This is a genomic window from Paenibacillus sp. A3M_27_13, assembly GCF_024213315.1.
Classification (GTDB): domain Bacteria; phylum Bacillota; class Bacilli; order Paenibacillales; family Paenibacillaceae; genus Paenibacillus; species Paenibacillus polymyxa_B.
In genome coordinates this window covers 765624-787358 of sequence record NZ_JANAVE010000002.1, presented here as the reverse complement: position 1 = coordinate 787358, position 21735 = coordinate 765624, and the positions used below count along the sequence as shown (strand labels likewise).

Here is a 21735-nt window from a genome sequence, read left to right as displayed (position 1 = left end):
TCAGCCTCTCCCCCTAAGGTTTAAAAAATATAAACACCTCCCTAAATGAAAATCTTCCATTCAGGGAGGTGCTCTAGTTATGATACTTTAATTAACGAATTTCACCGTTTGTGGAGATCAGCTTTTGATACCAATAGAAGCTTTGTTTACGAATACGACGCAGATCCTTGAGATCAAACTCCTCACGATCCACATAGATAAACCCGTAACGCTTGCTGGAGCCCTGATGGGTACTAACAAGATCAATCGCAGACCACGGACAGAAGCCGAATACTTCTACACCGTCTGTAATAGCCAGTTGAATCTGCTCGATATGTTTCTTGAAAAAGTCAATGCGGTAAGGATCATTCACTACATCCCCTTCTTCAAGCTTGTCAAAAGCGCCCAAGCCGTTCTCTGTCACGATTAAAGGCAAGTGGTAGCGAGAATAAATTTGGCGTAATGTGGTTCTAAAACCGACCGGATCAATCTCCCAACCAAACTCCGTCGTTTGCAGGTTGGGGTTGACGGAACCTCGATATGCTCCGGGTTCACCCACAATTTCATGCTGATCTCCTGTATGTGAAAAATCATTTCCGTCATCTAAACTTTCTCCTACGGTTTGAGAGGTATAATAATTAAATGCGATAAAGTCCGGGTTCCCCTTCGCTAAAATGTCCATATCCCCTTCTTCAATGACAGGCTCATAGCCTTTCTCGACCAAATAGCTCCACGCAATGTGATTGTAACGGCCAAATACAGCCATATCCAGATAGAGCCAGTTGCGAATCGCTGCATAGTTATCAGCCGCCAGTGTATCTTCCGGCTTGGAACTGGCTGGATAGATAACCCCGATATTCGGCGCAGGTCCAATTTTCGCGTCAGGTAGCATTTCATGGCACAATACCATTGCTTTCGCCTGCGCGACTAACATATGATGATTTTGTTGATACAGTACCCTTTGTGGATTTTCGAGACTTGTATCTAATGTGCCAATAGAACCGGGATGGAGAATCAGCATGTTCTGCTCATTAATGGTTAACCAATATTTCACCCTGTCTCCAAAGTTCTCAAACAATGTTTTGGCATACTGTTCGAAGGCATCAATCGTCTCCCTCTTCGACCAACCGCCTTGTTTTTCAAGAGCATAAGGCAGATCAAAATGATACATAGTAACAATCGGTTCAATCCCGTATTTAATTAGTTCATCAATTAATGAGCTGTAAAACGCGATTCCCTTCTGATTAACTTCACCTGCGCCCTGGGGATAAATACGTGTCCAAGCAATAGAGAAACGATATGCTTTAAAGCCCATTTCAGCCATCAGAGCTACGTCTTCTTTGAACATATGATAATGATCACTGGTTACCTTAAAATCAGTGACCCCTTCGACGTGATTAGCCATGTCAATGACAGAAGGTCCTTTTCCATCTTCGTCCCATGCACCCTCTACTTGATAAGCGGAAGTGGAAGCTCCCCAGAAAAAATTTTCAGGAAATGCCTTCAATTGATTATGTTTCATGATCTAGTCCCTCCAGTTATAGTTATATCCTTCTGATGTTCGCAATTCATATATGTGATGATGATGCTTGCCAGTATCACACAACCAAAGTTAACAATACTTCATTTTTTTGAATCTGCTCCTGATTTGTCTCAAATACGTCCACTTTATGTTGCGTAAGTGTGACAATGACAGGCGTCACGATTTCGTATCCTGCTTCAATAATCTGCTCCCTGTCAAATTGGATTAACAAATCGCCCTGTTTCACGCTGTCGCCCTCTTTAACCACTGGATTAAAATGCTTCCCTTTCAGCGAAACGGTGTTAATTCCGATATGAATTAATATCTCTGTACCTGCACTGGAAGTCAATCCTATGGCATGTCCTGTGGGGAACAGCGAGGTTACGACTCCATCTATTGGCGATACAACCTCGCCGACAGACGGTTCAATGGCTAACCCTTTTCCCATGGCCCCTGTAGAAAATGCAGAATCATTCACTTGACTCAGTGGTGTGGTCCTGCCTGTGATCGGGCTGTAGATTGTTTCTTTCTTGATATCAACGGCCTTGGTTGCTGTAACAACAGGCTCTGGTTCTGCTGTTTTCACGGATTCAACTGTTTCTGGGGCCTCCCCCTTTACCTTGCTTTCATATCCAAAAATAAGGATCAACATCGTTGCAGCTATAAATGAACATGCAATGGCGATAACATAAATTAAGGTTGGCGTATATACTGGAATTGCAAAAATGTTATGAAAAACATAAGCCGTCATTTTCACTCCAAAATGTCCATTGATAGCTCCGCCTAGAGCGCCTGCGATAATGACAATCGGAATGACACGTTTATAACGAAGCACCAGACCATACACAATCGGCTCTGTCACACCAGCCAGCAATCCTGTAATACTCGTGGAACCGGCAAGAGTTCTAAGTGTTTTATCTTTTCTCGCCTTCAGGAAGATACCAAATGCGACACCAATTTGAGCAAATACAGCTGCTGCAGCCATCGCCTCAATCGGATCACCGCCAACACCGATATTTTGAATCGTAATGGGTGTAAAACCCCAGTGAAGTCCGAAGACGACCATAAAGGTCATAAAACCGCCAAGAACAATCCCTGACAAAATGCCACTTACACCGATTAACCATGTCACACCTGAAGAAATCCAATCTCCTACCCCTGTACCGAAAGGTCCGAAAGCCATCGCAGATAGCGGAACCATAATCATCAAAGCCAGCATCGGAACTAAAAATAGTTGTAAATCCTTAAGAATGATCTTCTTCAAAAACTTATCCACCAACGCATATATGCTAATGGATATGAAAATCGGGAAAATACTGGCGGAGTAGTTCATCATGACTACCGGTATTCCTAAAAACGATACATCAGACCCTTTGTCCATCAGTCCCGTAAAGTTGGGTTCCATGAGAGCCGCACCGATCACACCAGCTACATAAGGATTCGCCTTCAGCTTTATACCAAGCGTGATCCCAAGCAAAATCGGCAAAAAGTAAAACACAGCATTCCCTGCAGCAGACAGGATCATATAAGTATCACTTGTTGCAGACATCCATCCCAGCAGAGTCAGAACCGTCAGGAGTGCTTTTATCATTCCTGAGCCCGCCATCGCCGGAATCAACGGGGAGAAACTGCCCGAAATGACTTCAAAGATTGTGGATATGACCGATGTTTTTTTACCACTAGATTCACTGGCTGTAGAGGAATTCGATTCAAAATTCCTGTTTTTCATGATCTCCGCATATACATAGGCAACATGGCTGCCAATAACAACTTGAAATTGTCCTCCGCTTTCAACAACTGTAATGATCCCCTCGTGCTTCTCAAGCGCTTCTCTTTCGGCTTTTCGTGAATCCTTCAGGTCAAATCGGAGTCGTGTAGCACAATGGACAAGCCCATTGATATTTTCTTCTCCTCCAACGAGACGTACGATGTCTTCGCCCATTTTCTTATGGTCCATGTTCATTCTCCTCTTGGGCAGATTGCCTGAAAACAAAAAAATACCTAAACGAAAGGCCTGTATGATCAAAGAACATGATCACTGCCATTCATTTAGGTATCGCCTGCTTAACCAGTAACAATCCTTATATTTAAGTTGTGAGCCTACTATAAATCACTTAGAAATCGTTTGCAAGCTTTTTTTTCTAAGAAGTAGCCATATCGTTTCTGGAGGTTACACGCTGTATATGAATCGTCAAATACACTTTTTCGTCAATTGACATAGCACTTTCATGCTTTAATTCCAAATATTGATTGATTAATTGGGTGCATTGAAAAGCCCTCGCATATTTATCTTTGACCTGATCATACAAGAAATTGTCACCTGAAGCCAGTTGCTCTTGTTCATTGCTCAGCAATCGTTGGGCAAAGTACTGCAAATGAGTAATAAACCGGGAATAATTGAATGAAGTTTCATCCAGTGTAATCTGATAGTAATCGGTTACAATGTTGAAAATGTCATCAATGACCTCGGTAATCTCAACCGTTTGTTTCATTCCCTGACCGTCTTGTCTTGCATTTACAAAATGCATAGCAATAAAGCTGGCTTCATGCTCATCCATTTGGATGCCAAATTGAGCATGGATGATATCCAATGCATTCATTCCAATCATAAATTCTTTCTTGTAAAATTTTTTAATTTGCCATAGCAGTGAATTTTTAAGTCCCACGGATTTTCTGTATCGAGAGATAGCAAATTGAATATGATCAATCAGAGAAATATAGATATTATCACTAAAAATATCTCCCATTTCCCTTTTCGCGCTGCCTACAATTTCATCCGCCACCTTTAAATACTCTACAGATGTTTCTCCAATGAGATCAATTAATTTTTGCGGAATTTTATCAGACTTTAATACAAAGGTTTTTTCTATTTTTTCCTCATCAACCCTCTGACCATTTTTCTTTTTAAAGCCCAGACCATTCCCGATGACAACAAATTCATGACCCACCTGATTTTCGGCCCGGATGACATTGTTGTTAAATATTTGCCGGATGATCATTTATCTGCTCACCTCATTGATGTAATGACAAAGTTTGTAATAACAAAAAAAACCAAATAACGACTAAATCAATTAGTCATTATTTGGGTATCGCCTGCTAACCAGTAACAATCCCGAAGGACACTTGACCCTTCATTCAATTACTCTTACTATACCGCTTTCAAAGCAGAATAACAATACAATCATGCTGAAAAGTCTTCTGGGAAGATCGTTTATGAACAAATCAGATAAAAATACTGAGTATCATCACGATACCAAAAGCACTGAACCCGAGAATGGTTTCCATGACTGTCCACGTTTTCAGCGTTTGAGGTACGGACAGGTTCATGTATTCTTTAACAATCCAGAAACCGGAGTCATTCACGTGGGACAAAATGATCGAGCCTGCTCCGGTAGCCAACACCAGTAGCTCCGGGCTCACCCCCGGCATCGTGACTGCAATCGGAGCGACAATACCTGCCGCCGTCGTCATGGCTACCGTGGCGGAACCAACGGCGGCCCGGATAAGACCTGCAATCACAAAGGCCAATACAAGCGGAGACAAATGTGCATGCTGGGCAAAACCTGCAATCGCATCTCCTACACCGCTGGCAGTCAGAATCTTGTTGAAACCACCGCCTGCACCGATCAGCAGGATGATAGAAGCAACCGGACCCAGGCAATCGTTCGTAAACTTCAATAGCTGCTTGCTATCGAAGTTGCGTGCATAACCAAAAGAGTAAAGCGAGAACAGCAAAGCAATCAGCAACGCAATAATCGGACTGCCGATGAAATCAATGACCTGTCTGAAGACGTTGGCTTCTGGCAAAATCAGATCGACAATCGTCGCCAGCAGCATCAAAATAACGGGCAGCATAATGGTGAAGAGTGTAATACCAAAGCCTGGCAATTCTCTTTCTTTCGTTTCTGTAAATTGTTCCATCAATTCACTCGAAGTCTCCACCTTGATACGCTTGGAAATCCAGCTTCCGTAGATCGGACCCGCAATCGCTGCGGACGGCAATGCTACGATAAGCGCAAGGAAGATCGTTTTACCAATATTCGCGTTAAAAATACCTACTGCCAGCATCGCTGCCGGATGCGGAGGGATAAGACTATGCACAACCGCCAATCCAGCTACAAGAGAAATCCCGATTTTAATGAGCGAAGTCCCGGTATGCTTGGCGATGACAAATACGAGCGGAAACAACAGTACGATACCTACCTGAATGAATACCGGGATACCACAAATGACAGCGACCACCATCATGGCCCAGTGAACATTTTTCTCACCGAACACCCGCACCATGGTCTTGGCAATCTGCTCCGCACCACCAGACTCAGCCATCAGCTTACCCAGCATCGTACCCAGACCAAGAACAATGGCGATAAAACCGAGCACACTGGCCACACCTTCTTGATAAGCTGTCACAATACTTTTCAGCGGCATACCTGCAATTAGACCCATGAACACAGCGCCGACGATGAGCGCGACAAATGGGTTCATTTTGACTTTAGCGATCAGCAGAATCAGTCCAATAATAGAAATAAGTGCATATAATAACAAACTTGCATCATGACTGAGTCCGAATACGGAATACATGTTATAACCCCCTCATTAAGTAAGCGCTCTCTAAGTTTGTTGAAAAACAGGGGTTAACCCTGCTCGTTTTCAATTTTCTCTACGGTTTCCAGCAATGTTCGTTCTCCGCCCACATTACCAGGGAACACGATATACGGAATGCCGCTGAATTTGGCTTCGTTTCCGGTCAGCCACACAGGGATGCCTGCCGCAACCTGGCCGAGTACACGTGCTTTTCGGATAGCAAGACCTTTGGTTGCCACATCACTGGAAGTAATGCCGCCTTTGGCGATGATAAACTTAGGCACCGTCTCAAGCGACTGTACGATTTCGACCAGTGCACCGGATACCGTTTGACTAATTTTGAAATTATCAGCTTTATTATCTACCGCAATGAGTTTGCGGCTACTGTATACCACCACATTGTTGCCCGCAGCCAGTTGTGTATTGGCTTCTGCGATAACACGGCTTAATTCCTGTGTGTAGCCCTCAGAATCCAACACCCGTTCCACATCAATTTCAAGACCCACAATTTCCGGGTACGTAAGTAACTGCTCCAGCTGTTTTGTTGTTTTTTGAACATAGGAACCGACGACTACAATACCACCGTGACCTTCCTGTCCACTTGCAATCAGTCGTTCCTTTGGCAAATATTCCTGGTCAGATATCCCGGCATACGATTTCACAAAAGAAGCAGCTGTGCGGAAAATAAACATTTTCCCTTGCTCTTCTGCTTTCAGCAGCCCCAGTGATACTACATCCATATCCGCATACGAAAGCACGTTGACGATGATTGGTACGTTATCCTTCGCTTGTAGCAATACTTCTTGCACAGCGTCTGGTCCCTTGCGAATCTGTTCCAGTGAAATGACAAGACATTCCGAGGCATGAATACGGCCTTCTGTCTTTTCTTCCACCCAAGCGGTTAAATCGCCGTTTTCATAGCCAAATACCTTATCCTTGGCAAACTCCGACTCATGTACGGGGATTAGCGTATCATCCTCCACCATATAGTGGGTGTTGCCTCCAGTTACTCGCCCAGCTTCGAAAAAGGCTGGAATGATCAGATGACCGTCGTAGCTCCGTCCACTTTGACGCGATCCTTCTTCTGCCAGTACGTCCGTTTCCAGCGGGTAATACCCACGCAACATGGAATCACTACGGCTGACAAAGGTAAATGATTTGCCCTTTTCGGTGGCGACAGCCTGTACGTTGCGAGCAATCTCGCGGTTAATCCGTTCTGCGGTTTGCGCATCAAGTCCGCGTGTATTGGTCAGGATATAAAATAGCGTTTCCGGTGAGTCGAATGCTTCACGAAGCAATGCTTCATCCCACTGCGTCAAAACATCAATATCATGAACGGTTTGTACCCCGGTCGGATCATCGTCTAATACGATAATTTTCCGTCCTCTGGCGTCATTAATCCGGCGAATTTCCTGACGCAATCCTTTGCTGTCCCATTCAGGAGGCAATTCTGCTTGAAGAGCTAACAACGAAGTATATCCTGCATTTACATTCATGTGATCTCCACCTTATTCAAATTCTTGATTAGCATGCTCTACTACTCTGCTTTTACCTGTACGCCTGCGAGTTTTTCAAAATATTGCACGATTCCGCCGTGATCATCCGCCGCTTTACCATCCACTTTGAGTGCGTGGAATATTTCCAGCAGTTGGCTACTAAGTGGCAACGGTACACCGATGTCATGCGCGGTTTCCATAACGTTCGTGATGTCCTTGAGGTTAATATCAATCCGACCCCCAGCTACAAAATTCCGTTGCAAGATCAGAGGAACTTTAGCATCCAGTACCGCACTGCCTGCCAATCCACCGCGAATCGCTTGCACCATTTTTTCAATATTAATTCCCGCCTTGGCTGCAAATACAAGCGCTTCGGACATGGCAGCGATATTCAGGTTCACCATGATCTGGTTAGCCAGCTTTGCCGTTGTGCCGCAGCCGTTATCACCAACCAAGGTGACATCCTGACCCAGCACATGCAGAACATCCAAGACATGCTCAAACACTGATTCTTTGCCACCAACCATAATCGCCAATGTCCCATCAATTGCTTTCGGTTCGCCACCACTGACAGGGGCATCCAGCATGTGCAGACCAGCCTCAACGGCTTTCACCGACAGCTCTTTGGAGACGACTGGAGAAATCGAGCTCATATCTACGATAACGCTTCCAATACTAGCCCCTTTTAAAATCCCGTTCTCGCCCAAAATGACTTCTTTCACATGATTGGAATTCGGCAACATCGTAAAAATGATTTCACTGCGCTCTGCAACTTCCTTCGGGGATGCCGCTGCATGTGCGCCTGACGCAACCAAAGCAGTGACGGTTTCCTGATTAATATCAAATACGGTCAGCTCATAATCCGCTTTCAAAAGATTTAACGACATCGGACGACCCATAATACCTAATCCAATAAATCCAATTTTCTTTGTCATGTTAAAGTCCCTCCATAGCTTTTCAAATTCGATTTCCTATTCAGGTTTTTTAGAAAAACCCATTTGTAAACGCTTTTTATCACATGTAAGCGCTGTTAATTCGTCTTCACATCTGCGATTGTACACAATAAATTCATTTTTGTATACAAAAAATTAAAATTTGTATCAATTTTTATCAAATACATAGGAAAGACATTGTTTAACCTCCATCTTTTCGCTAAAGTAGACGTAGAGGTGAATGACATGCAGTACAGCAGCAATAACTCTCGAACGGCGCACCAGCAATCTTATGAAACACTGCGTGATATGATCCTGAACGGAACCATCCCTCAAGGAACCAAGTTGGTCGAGGAAAAGCTTGCCACGCAGCTCGGTGTAAGCCGCACGCCTATCCGTGAATCCATCCGCAAATTGGAGCAGGAAGGGCTTATCGTCAATAAACGTGTAGTCAAGCTATCTGAAACCGACCTGCGCAATACCTTTGAGCTACGGATGCTGCTTGAAGGACATGCGGCGCGCAGCGCGGCTGCCTACTTGTCCGAGACAGAGCTACTGGCTTTGGAGCAATGTGTGGACATCGGGCGTTCCGGCTCGCTGGATGAGGTGATGCAAGCGAACAAAGAGTTTCATGAGATCATTATGAAGGCCAGCAATAATTCGATGATGATTGATTTGTTTGATCGGATGCAATCCGTTATTTATTTATTCCGTCATACGGTCGTCTACTATCATCGTCCCTTTCTGATTGATGAGCACCAGCATATTTGTGAGGCTATCCGCGCACATGACGGCGATACAGCAGAACGGCTGATGAAGGAGCATCTCCAGGCTGATCTGGACTTTTGCCTGCATCTGATCAGATAGTCCTTCGCTTCTCCATTTGTATGCCATGCCAAAAAAACCGCCAAACACTCGGAATCCCTTGTGCTTAGCGGTTTTTTTAGGTTCATGCTTAACTCTCTTTCTCTTTACAAAATACCTCTTTGGCAACCTGAATAGCTGAGGCTGCCCGGGGCCATCCTACATAAAAGGCAAGCTGTGTAATGACCTCAACCAGTTCTTCCTCCGAAATCCCGTTCTCCTTGGCCAGTTTCAGATGATAAGGGAGTTGATTTACATGCTCACCCGCTACCAATGCGGAGACGGTGATGAGACTCCGTTCTCTGAGAGATAGCTCACTTCTTCTCCATACATCTCCAAAAAGAACATCCTCTGTATAACCTACAAAAGCGGGAGCAAAATCACCGATGGTTTCTCGAACACTCGATTTGATCAATTTATGCTTCATACAATCATCTGGGCAAGTCCGTTGCCAAAGGACCAATCCTCTAATTCAGTCTCTACCAGTGTTACAAATACATCCTCCGGTCTAACCTTACATTCAATAGATAAGAGTTCCGCTAACTTTTGGTAGAAACTCTTTTTTTGTTCCGTAGTTCTACCCGTTCCCATTGTAATTTGGATATACAGCAGCTTATCTGTTCTGGGTATATTCAAATAATCGGGACTATAATAAAACTCGCTTTGCTTATGAGCATGAAAAACCTGAAAGTAATCTTTTTCCGGAACCAGAAAATGTTCAATCAAAGCGTTCATGATACAACGACTAATCCAAGGCAACTCTTGCTCTGTGTATTGCTGCTCCATGTAGCCAACTCGTACAAATGGCATGTTCAACTCTCCTATCCGTTGGGATAATATAATTGTACTCCCCTTACTTTCATCTGTATAATTGAAAATAATCATAAATATATTCAATTTCACCGATGGAGATGAGCATGCGTGGATCTGAAAGAATTAACTACATTTCGTACCATAATCGAAGAAGGAACGTTTTCAAAAGCTGCTGCCAAATTAAACTACGCTCAGTCTACAGTCACGAGCCAAATCCAGAGATTAGAGAAAGAGCTGGGATTTCAGCTTTTTAAAAGGGGTTGGGATGCGGAGTTAACGTCCCCAGGCAAACTATATGCCGAGGAGATAGACGGGCTTATTCAGCATTGGAATTTTGTAATGGACCAGGCGAAGTCTCTGAAAAAGGAGGAGATTGGCACGCTTCATATCGGTGTGATTGAAACGGTGGCGGCTACCTTACTGCCCTTGGTTCTACAGCAGTTTCGAGAGCATAAACCGAAAATTACGTGCCATTTTACAGTTGGAAACACGGATGCACTCGCACATGCTTTGGTGGACGGTAAGCTGGATTTTGCAATCTCCGGGGAACCTCACTCGATTCATTCCTTACACTTTGAACCCATATATCACGAACACATCGCCTTTATTGTGTCCCGTAATCACCCTTTTGCGGTAAAAAGTGAGCTTCATCTCGAAGATCTGTACGAGTACCCGCTTATCGTCGGAGGTAAGAACTGCTTGTACCATATACGACTGGAAAAAGAACTTTCCCGCTTCCCGTCGATGCCGTTTTTTTATACTGTCAGTCAAATTTCGTCGATCCCCACATTTGTAAAAACGATTCCTTCAGTTGGAGTGGTTCTATCATCAATGCCTATGCAGGAGGAGCTGGTCACCGTCCCCCTCCAGTTAACAGACCCGAATATTCCTATTGGACTCCTACAAAACAACCATCACCAGCAGTATATGTTTTCGGCCCGAAAGCTGTTTATACAGCTGGTTAAGGAGCTTTGTAGGCTATAGCTCCAATGCAATAACTACTAATAAGCTATATAGGCAAAGCCGACACCTTTGCATAAAGAAAAAGCCGCCAAACACTCAGAAACCTGGTGTTTAGCGGCTTTACTATTTTGAAGGCCTAAGGAAATGTGACCCTCTTTTTATTTTTTCACTCCTGTGATACCCGTTATTTCGCTTCGAGCGGTTTTTTCCACAATCCCAGAATGAGCGCGGAAATCACGGAACCAATCGCCACTGCAAGCAAGAACAACAAAGCATGATTGGCAAGAGCTGCTACAAAAATTCCGCCATGTGGAGCTGGAAGATTGATTTGCCAGAACTGCGTCAGACCACCAGCAATCGCTGAACCTACAATACAAGAGGTCAGGACACGCAGAGGATCAGCAGCTGCGAATGGAATGGCTCCTTCCGTAATGAAGGACAATCCAAGTACATAGTTCGTCAAGCCAGACTTGCGCTCTTGCTCAGTAAACTTATTTTTGAAGAACGTCGAAGCTAATGCGATCGCCAACGGAGGTACCATACCACCTGCCATAACAGCCGCCATCATAGCTCCGTTCGTGTTACCACTGGAAGTAAAGACACCGATCGAAAATGCGTAAGCTGCTTTGTTAAAAGGTCCACCCATGTCGATCGACATCATTCCGCCCAGAATCAGACCCAAAATAACTGCATTACCTGTTCCCAAATTGTTCAGAACATTGACAAGCCACGTATTAATACCACCGAAAATCGGATCGAACAGGTAGAACATAATCGCGCCTGAAATTAGGAGTCCAAATACAGGGTATAACAAGATTGGTTTTAAACCATCCAGCGCTTTCGGCAGACCTGCAAAAGCTTTACGCAGGAAGATCACCACATAACCAGCCATGAAACCAGCTGCCAGACCGCCAAGGAAGCCTGCATTAGAGTTTACAGCCATCAGACCCCCAACCATACCTGGCATCAGTGCCGGGCGGTCTCCAATGCTCATCGCGATAAATCCGGCCAGTATCGGAATCAGGAAGTGGAACGCACCTGTTCCACCGCCAATTGTCTGCAACAGTTGGAACAATACATTGTCTTCTCCTGCCACTTGTTCAATCAAGAAGGAAATTGCTAACAAAATCCCCCCGCCTACAACGAATGGCAGCATATGAGAAATACCGTTCATTAAATCCTTGTAGATTTTGCTGCCCACGCTGCTCTTCTCCGCTTTCGACTCATCAGCGCTGCCTTTACCTTCACTACGATAAATTGGGGCATCGCCGTTCAGCGCTTTGCGGATCAGTTCCTCAGATTTACGGATACCGTCGCTTACTGGTCTTTGCAATACAGGTTTACCGTCAAATCTGGCCATTTCAACCTTCTTGTCAGCTGCGACGATTACACCTTTGGCACGGCGAATTTCATCCGCTGTCAGTACGTTTTGTGCGCCTTCCGAGCCGTTCGTCTCTACACGGATATTTACACCCATTTCTTTCGCTTTCTTAATGAGGGCATCTTCTGCCATAAACGTGTGTGCAATGCCTGTAGGACAAGCGGTCACTGCAACCACAAACTCGTCAGAACTCGGATTGCCAACGATAACGTCTGGTGTTTGCTGCGCTTTGGCAGCCTCTTTCTTAGCCTCTTTTGCTTTCTTGGCAGCTTCTTCTTCCGCCTGCTTGGTATCAAACAGCATAGCTACTTCATCCGGTGTTTGCGTTTTCATAAGGCTCCCGATAAAATCGGTATCAATCAACAGTCGGGAAAGGGCAGCCAATGTGCGAAGATGCGTATTTGCTGCTCCCTCCGGAGCCGCAATCATAAAGAACACTTTTGCCGGCTCACCATCCAACGATTCGAATTCTACGCCTTTACTGCTTTTGGCGAAAACGACAGTCGCTTCATTCACGGCTTTGGTCTTGGCATGCGGCATCGCAATGCCGCCGCCGATTCCAGTGCTGGACTCTGCTTCACGTTTGTAAATCATTTCTTTAAACAACGCCCGGTCATTAATACGTCCACTTGCTTCGAGACGAGCGATGAGCTCCTCAATCGCCTCGTCTTTTGTCGTCGCCTGCAGGTCCATGATCATCGTTTCTTTAATCATCAGGTCTGTTATTCTCATTTTTCACACTCTCCTAAGTTCGATCAGCGTGTCGAGACACGCATAATAAGCTCATGATGCAGCTGGATTACCGTTTTGAAATCGTGACTTGCGGCCGTAATTGTTCAATCTTCTCTCTAGTAGCCAGATCATCGGAGAACGCAGTTGCGCTTCCGGATGCCACTCCTGCACGGAATGCTTCGATCGGATCGCCATGAAGAGCCAGCGTACCCACGAATCCAGCAATCATTGAATCACCTGCGCCTACAGAATTTTTCACCGTTCCTGCTGGTACATTTGCGTGATACACTTCATCTGCCGTAATGAACAAAGCCCCTTCTCCTGCCATGGAAATCAGTACATTTTTTGCACCTGCTTCCAGCAGCTTACGACCATAAGTGACGATCTCCTCCTTTGAATGAATAGTTACGCCAAACAACTCAGCCAGCTCATGGTGATTCGGCTTGATGAGCAGCGGTTTATGAACCAGTGCCTTCATTAGCGCCTCACCTGTGGTGTCGATGACGAATTCAGCTCCAGTTTGCTGGCATACGCTAATCAGCCGATCATAGAAGTCTCCTCCAAGTGACGGCGGGATACTTCCCGACAAGACGACAATGTCATTTTTCTGGAGTCCCGCCAGCTTTTGCACCAACGCATCGGCCTCTTGCTCACGAATCGCAGGTCCCAAACCGTTAATTTCCGTTTCATCGCCATGCTTGAGCTTAATGTTAATCCGTGTGTCATCTTCGATAATTACAAAATCAGTTTTAATGGATTCTTCCCGCAATGTATCGTCGATAAACCTGCCTGTGAAGCCTCCGAGAAAACCAATCGCCGTGCTATCTGCTCCCAACTGGTTCAGTACACGTGATACATTAATTCCCTTACCACCTGGCAGTTTTAAATCACGTTTCATCCGGTTCAAATCACCAAGCTTCAAATCATCAACTTCCACGATATAATCAATGGAAGGGTTCAGCGTTACTGTATATATCATTGTTATCCCTCGATTATCTTAGTTTTCTGAGCGATGGATCGGCGTGACCGTTCTGGCATCGATTCGGTAATAAGTATAGCTTCCTTGAGCTCGAACAGTTTGGCGAAGGTTACTTCTCCAATTTTGCTGGAATCGGCTAACACATACGTTTTGCCAGACAGCTGGTGGGCTCGCCGCTTGATTAGCGCCTCTTCAGGATCAGGAGTCGTATACCCCATTTCCATATCCACCCCGTTCGTTCCTAGAAAGCACTTGTCGAATCGAAAATTGTCCAAATTTTGTAGGGCAATACTCCCGATTACGGCTTTGGTATGAATTTTCATCATCCCTCCCAGTAGATAGCTTCTGATTCTTTTGCTTACCAGTGCTTCTACGTGGGATAGTCCATTCGTCACGACCGTCACGTCTTTAGCTTCAATGTAAGGAATCATCGCCATCGTTGTTGTTCCCGCATCCAGATAAATACATTCGCCATCCAAAATTTCTTTGGCTGCTATACGGGCCACTGCATTTTTTTCTTGAACGTTTTTGAATGTTTTTTCTTCCATGCCAGGTTCCTGACTTTTCTGATTCAGCAAGGTTGCCCCGCCATGAATCCGCTTGAGCAACTGACGGCCCTCAAGATCTATCAAATCACGCCGAATCGTTGACTCAGAAGCTCCCAACAGATCAGCCAATTCTTGCAACTTTACAACACCACATTCTTGTAAGCGCTGTATTATTAACTTGTATCTTTCTTCCGTCAGCATCATCATTCCCCCAACTGTTCATATCGTACCACAAACTTGACAAAAAACAATCATTTTTCTTCAAAAAGATTCAAAAAAATTCATTTCTAATTCATTTTTTTACAAAATGGTGAATTCCTGATCCAATCATTATGATTGCGTTTACATTTTAAAGAAAATCCATCTACTTTTATGTAAATTCATTCTTCTTACATAGGAATTCAGCAGTAAACGTTCAAAAACGTTCTAAGGCTTCCATCAGTACTATTTTACCATTATGCGCACAATTCGTCCCCACCTTCTCTACTCAGAAAAAAGCTAAACACGAGGACTGATCCCCTTTGTGTTTAGCCAATCGAGACGCTTAGCGTTCAGCCCTTAACGATTCCAATGACGAAACCGTCATACCCCTTGCTCCCCACGGTTTGGATAGCTGTAGCTGTAATTCTTGATTCTTCAGCCAGCATATCATAAAACTTTCTTACTCCCTGCACCCGAGGGTCTGTGCTCAACTTCCTCCTCTTTCATCTGTGCTAACTGCTCCAAAGCTTCTCCCTCCCGAAGTTCCACCATTCCATCCAACTGAGTCAGCGATATATTCGACCGAGCAATTTTAGCATGGATCGGGTTGGCTTCCAGCGTAACTATTTTTCCATCCTTCGGCAACGCCCTTCCCAACCAGATTGTACTGTAGCCTCCCAAAGTACCGATCTCCAGCACGCGTCGCGCTCCCTGCATTTGAGCAAGGATATTTAATAGCTTTCCCTGATTGGGCGATACATCATGCGGAGGTAGTCCCGCCTTTTGGTTAGTAGCCAATACTTGTTCCAAGACAGCATCATGCGGAATGAGACTCTCCGAGATATACTGGTCTACTTGATCCCACGTGTTCGTTTGATTCATTCGCTCCACTCTCCTTTGGATTAACTTACAATTTGATTGTAAATGAATTATTAGGGAGTGTGACACGTGCCTCTGAACTTATAAATATTAGCCAACCTGCGGTTACCGCCCAGATTAAAAAATTTGAAAAAGAAATATCTCTCTCACTGCTCATGCCGCTAGGAAGGGATTGCCTTAACGGATGCTGGTGAAAAACTTGCTGTACTCGCCAAACGGCTCTTTGTCGTCGAACAGCAAATCGAACAATTATCTCAAGATTATCGTGATGGAGCCCATGGTCATATCCGGCTAGCAGCTACTTATTTACCGGCTCATTTTCTCATTCCGGCCTGGATTGCAAAATTCAAACAAGAATATGAATATGTAGAACGTGGCGAGCTGTGCCGGGTATATGTAGAAGACATCCAGTTTCTCAATTCAATCGCCATCTGTACCCGCAAGAACGAACCCCTATCTACCGCTACCCTAAATCTCATTCAGCTCATACGTAACCATTCCTGATGAGCATTAGGCATCTGTGTACACTAGCGCTGTATTTTAAAATAACAAGAGCCATGACTGCGTGCATACCGCATTCATGGCTCACCTCGTTATGATAAATATTCCCCCTCAATAATCTTCTCCAGATAATCTTCCGGCTGTGCAAGAAACTCGGCAAAGCTGCACACATCCGCATATTCCTGATGTTCCTCGTCATAATATCCCAGGCACTTCTGCTTCGGATTCCACACCAATATAATATCCGAGTAATTATCTACTTTTAGAGACAGACGCAACAGCTTTTGCCGACCTACCTTCATCTCAACCGTATCTATGAATGAGAAGAACTCAACAAATTGAATATCAAGATCATTTTCTGGCAGGTCCACACGGAGCTGATCCCCCATCAGAAAGGCAACAATCTCCTTTGGAAGCTTGTAGCTTTTCAAAGCATGTCGTTTATTTTCCAGATTATGAAATGCTGGAGGCTCTACAGACTTTAAATACTCACCCATTTCTACGTTTTTATTACTTAGTGCAATTGTATATGCCCGTTCTCCATCTTTTTCTGCCAGCGTCACATCAGCGCCTTGCTGAACCAAATACTTCACCATCGCAAAATCATTGTTGCGTGCCGCCACTGTCAAAGGCGTGGCTTTATAAGGATATACCATATTAGGGGCATTGAAATTAATATCTACGCCATGTTCCAATAGTAATGCTACTGTTTTCAGGTCATGCTTACTAACTGCGTTGCGGAGTGTTGCTCCAGCATGCTGCTTCATATCGAGGCCCAGCTCATGGATAAGCAGCATATTGCTTTTGTTACCGTAGTAGGCTTGCTCATAGGCACCGGATTTGACATGATTTTTCCCGTCCAGCTTCGCGCCATGGGCGACCACATAACGGACAATCTCTTCGGTACCATAGCGAACAGCCGTCAGGAATGCGGGATTATCCTTCACATTAAGTTGAACCCCCTCATCGACCAGTAGCTTCAAGACTTCCATTTGCTCAGTGATGAGTGTAATATCCAATGGACTTAATGTCGTATATTTGCTGAGTACGATCCCTTGTTCTATATCCCAGCCTTCGGTCAGAGCTTGGCGTAAAGCGGATATATTGCCTTGAACGATATGCATCGCTAGCTCAGGAAGGACCTCGAAATTGCCTACATCTTTTAATTTAATCATCGTTATTCCCTCACTCTTTATGTATCTACTATCAAACATGCATATCTATTTTATACCAACCTCTCCTTTACATAAATCCGACAGATTCCCCAAAATTCATTATTCACTCTAGCGCAAACAAGTGAGTAATAGAGGTCAAAACACCTCAGAGAAGCTATAATTGTATTATGATTCTGTATAACCTGTGCAACGAAAAGGAGAACATATGAATAGCATTCAATACCTGTCCCAATTTAATTTGCTTCATAGTCTCTCATTAGAAGATTTAATTGAAATGGACCAAATGACCTCCATTACGACTATAGCGAAAAAAAATTTTATACAAACCCCAGAAACCTTTTCCGAGGGACTTTATTTTGTGAAAAAGGGAAAAGTACGTCTGTATAAGCTAAACGCTGACGGAAAGCAATTTACTTTGGATATCCTCAGCGAAGGAAATGTATTTGGTGAAATGGACATGATTTCACTAGGAACAAGGGATATGTATATAGAAACGATAGAAGAATGCGATATCTGCCGGATGGACAAAGACCGATTCGAGCATTTTTTAATAGAACATCCCCGGTTCATGATGAACATGATCAAGGTGTTAAGTGACCGAATCTCAGGAATGAGCAGTCTGGCCCAGCATTTAGCTTTGGGAAATTTACAGGATAAAATTTTGTATATTCTTCTGAAATTGTCCGATCAGTTCGCCCTCCAAAGCCGTGAAGAGTATCGCAAAATCAATTTTCCTCTCTCCCATCAGGAAATTGCGAATCTGGTCGGGGCTACCCGTGAGGCTGTAACAACTGCTCTTCAGGAGCTTGTCAAAGAAAAGGTCATTATAACCGGCTTTAAGGCGATTTACATCCATCGCGAAAAGCTAATGAAGTTGTAAACTACATTACATCTATACTCCTACCCAAAAAAGTATCGTATACCTATCAGACAATTTACGATATGGAGTGAATGAAATGTTACACCGAAAAGGGGCCCGCAAAGGGTCAGATATTCCTAATGATGTGCTTCAGCTGCTACAGCAGGGGCGGCTTGAGACGGTGAATCTCACCGAATGGCTGGCTGTCGATCATGTTGTACTATTGCAAAATACTCTTGATGAATTTGGCTTGCAGCGATCATCCGATGTCTTCATGACCGAATTGAATCAGCTGAAGGAAAAGAAGATCATGAAAATGATACCTGCAATCGCGCGAGCGTGGCTTCATGTGTTTGAGCAACAAGCGATAGAAGAACGTATTCGCATCTTTGATGCGATGGCCTCCCATCTTTCAGACAGTATTCGCTGCTGGGCTGCCTACATCATCGGGATTGATCCCCGTTTAAGTGTAAAGGAAAAATTGGCTGGCATTCGCCCCTTTACAGCCGATTCCCATTTCGGAGTACGTGAAATAGCCTGGATGGCCGTGAGAGAATCCATATCCTTGCAACTGCTTGAAGGGCTTGCCCTGTTAGACAGTTGGGTGCGAGATGAGGATGCTAACATACGTCGTTTTGCCATTGAATTAACCCGACCGCAAGGCGTTTGGGCCAAGCACATCCCTGAACTAAAAGAACATCCCGAGCTGGCTCTTCCTCTCTTGGAGGCTGTTCAGTCCGATCCGGCCAAATATGTCCAGGACTCCGTTGGTAATTGGTTGAATGACGCCAGCAAAACCAACCCAGAATGGGTTCTTCAAGTTTGTAATGCATGGCTGATGATTTCGGATACCAAAGAAACGAAGCGAATAGTAACCCGGGCCCAAAGAAGCTTGAACAAAGAGAAATAATTGGAAGACTCCTCCCCCATCCAATCCATATCTAGAATATTCACATAAACTATAATATTTATCTGGAATATTAGGAATGGAGGAATTCCTATGTCTATTATTCGAATCTATCTGGAAGCAGACAGTATCGTATCTGGAAACATTGCTATTACAACAAGTATCAATGTCACTCCAGTGGTTAATCGTTACACAGCTATTGTCGTGCTTGGTAATATATTAGGTGGAGTGACCACTATCCCGGCACAAAATTTCACAAATGATAGTGGTACTTCAGTCGCGGCAAACAGTCTTGTTGTTCCGACCAGTAGCGGATACTACAATGTATTTGTAAATGGGACGTTGCAGCGAGGCGGCTTAACAACGCTTTCTGCTACAAATCTAATTATAAATACAGGCCTGATTGTTGGTGCAACAGTAGTCGTTGAGGTTATTAATTTCAACTCTAGTGCTTCCTCAACCTCTGTCAACAATGTCACAGTAACGACTACCATAAGCGACTGAGAGAAAGCCTTCGTAAAATTACTATAAAAAACCGCCAAACACAGGGTTTACCCTCGTCTTTAGCGGTTTATTTCTCTTTAAACCTCGAATATTTAAATCTTGAAGTTCTCCACAAGCACCTGAAGCTTCTCGGCCAGTGATGAGAGGAGCGCTGCGGAGGATTCCACTTCTTGCATGGCAGCAAGCTGTTGCTCCGAAGAGGCGGACAGGGACTCTGCCCCTTTAACCGTATGGTTAGAGACCATTACGGTATTCTGAATGGCTTCAACGAGCCCTTCAGAGATCAGCGCCAGATCCCGAACTGTGGCTGATATTTGCTCGCTTTGGGAAGACATGTCGGAGATGGAGACTTCAATCTCGGAGAAGGAGCGCCCGGCTGATATGATCAACTCCTTGCCCTGCATCATTTCGTTCGTGGAACGCTTCATAGTTTCTCCTGCCTTGTCCATTTGGGCGATAATCAGACTGATCAGCTCGCTGATTTGTGTGGCAGAATTGGCCGAACGTTCGGCCAATTTGCGGACAGAGCCAGCGACAACGGCAAAGCCCTGACCTTCTTCTCCGGCGCGCGCAGCTTCTATCGCTGCATTCAAAGACAGCAAGTTGGTCTCCTCGGCGATGCTGGCAATGGTGCCGACAATGTTCTCAATCTCCTTAGAGTGGCTGCCAAGCGTATGAATAATGCTTGAAAGATCGCCGATGCTTTCGCTGACAACTCCCATTTGGGAGGTGGTGGAATCCATCGATTCCCGGCCAAGACGTGCTTTCTGGACATTATCCGCGGCCTTGTTCATTGCGATGTCCGCATTGCCAGCAATATCGCTGATGAAGCGGGACATATCCTGAATAGCTTTATAGCTTCCTTCCAGGTTTTGCAATTGGGTATGCGCCCCATCAGCCAACTCAATCGTAACATCCACGCTATGCTCTCCAGCACGGTTCGTTGCCTGTGCGCTGGCAGACAGCTCCTGAGAGGAAGAAGCGACCTGCATAGAGGTGTCATTGACCTGAGTAATCAGGTTGCGCAGGTTCATTGTCATATCGTTGAAGTCGCGGGCCAGCGTCCCGATTTCATCCTTGTTTTTGAAGAGAAGCGGTTCATGGGTAAGGTCGCCCTTGGTAATGGTGTTCACAGAGGCTGACAGCTTGGTAAGCGGACTTACCATATGGCGAATCAACAGGTAAACAACAAGGATAGCCACGATGAAAATGGAGCCGCCAATAATAAAGGGCTGAACAATAATATCCAACGTCCGTTCCTGAATTAACGAGCCGTCAAAATTGATGGCCATCAGTGCAACAATGGGCTTGGTGGGATCATGGTCCTGATAAATGGGGCCGTATCCAGTTTTGAGCGAGGTTCCTTCATATGTATAAACCTTGGAATATGCTGAATGCTTCATGGTAGTTATCATTTCTTTGTCTTCGTCTGTAAAATAGAAGGTATCGCCAGCTTGATAGCCTCTTTGCTTAAAGTTGGCATCGGCGGCCAAAATTTTTCCATCCAAAGAGATAATAAAAGCCTCCTTAAAAATAGGCTTATGTGCTACAATCCAGCCGATCCGGTCTTCAATGGCAGCAAGTTTGCTGTTATCTCCACTGACCAGAGCCGATATATCCGCAGGATCTATAAGGCCAGTCGTAATATTGGCGCAACCCACCAGCTCGATCCCAGCAGCTTCATCCACTTGATGGTAAGCGGTACGATATCCGAAGTATCCAATGGAGGAGCCTACGAGAAGCAATATGATGAGCATCATCCAAGTTAATTTTGTTGCCAGCTTCATTATTTGAACCACCAATCCTGACTCTAATAAATTTTTGTGACAATCCGTTTTCACTGCTACGATTATAGCCTATCAACACTAACTATAATATGGCATTCCAGTGTCGGAAGATGTCGTTTTTTGTGAGAA

At 44.6% G+C, this 21735-nt stretch carries 19 protein-coding genes and 1 pseudogene; 6 read left to right on the top strand and 14 right to left on the bottom strand.

Annotation, left to right across the window (positions count from 1 at the left end):
- Nucleotides 1-91: 91 nt before the first annotated feature.
- From NLX82_RS10130 to garR, 6 genes are all read right to left on the bottom strand, one after another.
- On the bottom strand, nucleotides 92-1501 hold the full coding sequence (locus NLX82_RS10130) for a glycoside hydrolase family 1 protein (protein WP_254347963.1): 1410 nt from the start codon (nucleotides 1499-1501) through the stop codon (nucleotides 92-94).
- Between the two features lie 76 nt (nucleotides 1502-1577).
- Complete coding sequence (locus NLX82_RS10125; protein WP_254347961.1) at nucleotides 1578-3458, bottom strand: beta-glucoside-specific PTS transporter subunit IIABC; 1881 nt, start codon at nucleotides 3456-3458, stop codon at nucleotides 1578-1580.
- 184 nt (nucleotides 3459-3642) lie between these two features.
- Complete coding sequence (gene licT, locus NLX82_RS10120) at nucleotides 3643-4500, bottom strand: BglG family transcription antiterminator LicT (protein ID WP_023987951.1); 858 nt, start codon at nucleotides 4498-4500, stop codon at nucleotides 3643-3645.
- A 223-nt stretch (nucleotides 4501-4723) separates the two neighbouring features.
- Entirely contained in the window at nucleotides 4724-6082 is a 1359-nt protein-coding gene (locus NLX82_RS10115; protein WP_023987950.1) for a GntP family permease, read from the bottom strand.
- Nucleotides 6083-6135: 53 nt separating this feature from the next.
- On the bottom strand, nucleotides 6136-7581 hold the full coding sequence (locus NLX82_RS10110) for a four-carbon acid sugar kinase family protein (protein WP_254347959.1): 1446 nt from the start codon (nucleotides 7579-7581) through the stop codon (nucleotides 6136-6138).
- Between the two features lie 41 nt (nucleotides 7582-7622).
- Nucleotides 7623-8516: a 2-hydroxy-3-oxopropionate reductase gene (gene garR, locus NLX82_RS10105; RefSeq protein ID WP_071558949.1), complete on the bottom strand. Its 894-nt coding sequence runs from the start codon at nucleotides 8514-8516 to the stop codon at nucleotides 7623-7625.
- 243 nt (nucleotides 8517-8759) lie between these two features.
- On the opposite strand from garR, the gene NLX82_RS10100 reads away from it, so the two are divergent.
- A complete protein-coding gene (locus NLX82_RS10100) occupies nucleotides 8760-9380 on the top strand; it encodes a GntR family transcriptional regulator (protein ID WP_071558950.1) in 621 nt (206 codons plus the stop codon).
- A gap of 88 nt (nucleotides 9381-9468) precedes the next feature.
- On the opposite strand, the gene NLX82_RS10095 is transcribed toward NLX82_RS10100, so the two are convergent.
- Entirely contained in the window at nucleotides 9469-9804 is a 336-nt protein-coding gene (locus NLX82_RS10095; protein WP_023987946.1) for a carboxymuconolactone decarboxylase family protein, read from the bottom strand.
- Nucleotides 9801-10187: a tautomerase family protein gene (locus NLX82_RS10090; protein WP_254347957.1), complete on the bottom strand. Its 387-nt coding sequence runs from the start codon at nucleotides 10185-10187 to the stop codon at nucleotides 9801-9803. Before NLX82_RS10090 ends, NLX82_RS10095 begins: the two co-directional genes overlap by 4 nt.
- Before the next feature lie 111 nt (nucleotides 10188-10298).
- Between NLX82_RS10090 and NLX82_RS10085 the strand changes: the two genes are divergently transcribed.
- Nucleotides 10299-11174 (top strand): LysR family transcriptional regulator, encoded by an 876-nt coding sequence (locus NLX82_RS10085; protein WP_254347955.1) that lies wholly within the window; start codon nucleotides 10299-10301, stop codon nucleotides 11172-11174.
- A 163-nt stretch (nucleotides 11175-11337) separates the two neighbouring features.
- On the opposite strand, the gene NLX82_RS10080 is transcribed toward NLX82_RS10085, so the two are convergent.
- The 4 genes and pseudogenes from NLX82_RS10080 to NLX82_RS10065 all read right to left on the bottom strand — a co-directional run bounded on the left by NLX82_RS10080 (nucleotide 11338) and on the right by NLX82_RS10065 (nucleotide 15876).
- Nucleotides 11338-13266 carry a PTS fructose transporter subunit IIABC gene (locus tag NLX82_RS10080; protein WP_160789363.1) on the bottom strand — a complete coding sequence of 643 codons (1929 nt, stop codon included), beginning with the start codon at nucleotides 13264-13266 and terminating at the stop codon, nucleotides 11338-11340.
- Nucleotides 13267-13333: 67 nt separating this feature from the next.
- A complete protein-coding gene (gene pfkB / locus NLX82_RS10075) occupies nucleotides 13334-14245 on the bottom strand; it encodes a 1-phosphofructokinase (protein ID WP_023987942.1) in 912 nt (303 codons plus the stop codon).
- Between the two features lie 2 nt (nucleotides 14246-14247).
- Complete coding sequence (locus NLX82_RS10070; RefSeq protein WP_023987941.1) at nucleotides 14248-14994, bottom strand: DeoR/GlpR family DNA-binding transcription regulator; 747 nt, start codon at nucleotides 14992-14994, stop codon at nucleotides 14248-14250.
- A 350-nt stretch (nucleotides 14995-15344) separates the two neighbouring features.
- Nucleotides 15345-15876 (bottom strand): annotated as a pseudogene (locus NLX82_RS10065) (O-methyltransferase).
- A gap of 59 nt (nucleotides 15877-15935) precedes the next feature.
- Between NLX82_RS10065 and NLX82_RS27920 the strand changes: the two are divergent.
- Nucleotides 15936-16067, top strand: coding sequence for a helix-turn-helix domain-containing protein (locus NLX82_RS27920; RefSeq protein WP_413630618.1), 132 nt, complete (start codon nucleotides 15936-15938; stop codon nucleotides 16065-16067).
- A 399-nt stretch (nucleotides 16068-16466) separates the two neighbouring features.
- Here the strand turns inward: NLX82_RS27920 and NLX82_RS10055 are convergent, their stop codons facing one another.
- Entirely contained in the window at nucleotides 16467-17549 is a 1083-nt protein-coding gene (locus tag NLX82_RS10055) for an ankyrin repeat domain-containing protein (protein ID WP_254347952.1), read from the bottom strand.
- A 205-nt stretch (nucleotides 17550-17754) separates the two neighbouring features.
- Here NLX82_RS10055 and NLX82_RS10050 point away from each other — a divergent pair, with 205 nt between their 5' ends.
- The 3 genes from NLX82_RS10050 (at nucleotide 17755) to NLX82_RS10040 (ending at nucleotide 19819) form a co-directional block, all read left to right on the top strand.
- Nucleotides 17755-18429: a Crp/Fnr family transcriptional regulator gene (locus tag NLX82_RS10050; protein ID WP_254347950.1), complete on the top strand. Its 675-nt coding sequence runs from the start codon at nucleotides 17755-17757 to the stop codon at nucleotides 18427-18429.
- Nucleotides 18430-18505: 76 nt separating this feature from the next.
- Nucleotides 18506-19318: a DNA alkylation repair protein gene (locus NLX82_RS10045; RefSeq protein ID WP_254347943.1), complete on the top strand. Its 813-nt coding sequence runs from the start codon at nucleotides 18506-18508 to the stop codon at nucleotides 19316-19318.
- A gap of 90 nt (nucleotides 19319-19408) precedes the next feature.
- Nucleotides 19409-19819: a DUF4183 domain-containing protein gene (locus tag NLX82_RS10040; protein WP_254347942.1), complete on the top strand. Its 411-nt coding sequence runs from the start codon at nucleotides 19409-19411 to the stop codon at nucleotides 19817-19819.
- 92 nt (nucleotides 19820-19911) lie between these two features.
- Here NLX82_RS10040 and NLX82_RS10035 read toward each other — a convergent pair whose 3' ends face one another.
- A complete protein-coding gene (locus tag NLX82_RS10035; protein ID WP_254347940.1) occupies nucleotides 19912-21606 on the bottom strand; it encodes a methyl-accepting chemotaxis protein in 1695 nt (564 codons plus the stop codon).
- Nucleotides 21607-21735: the final 129 nt, after the last annotated feature.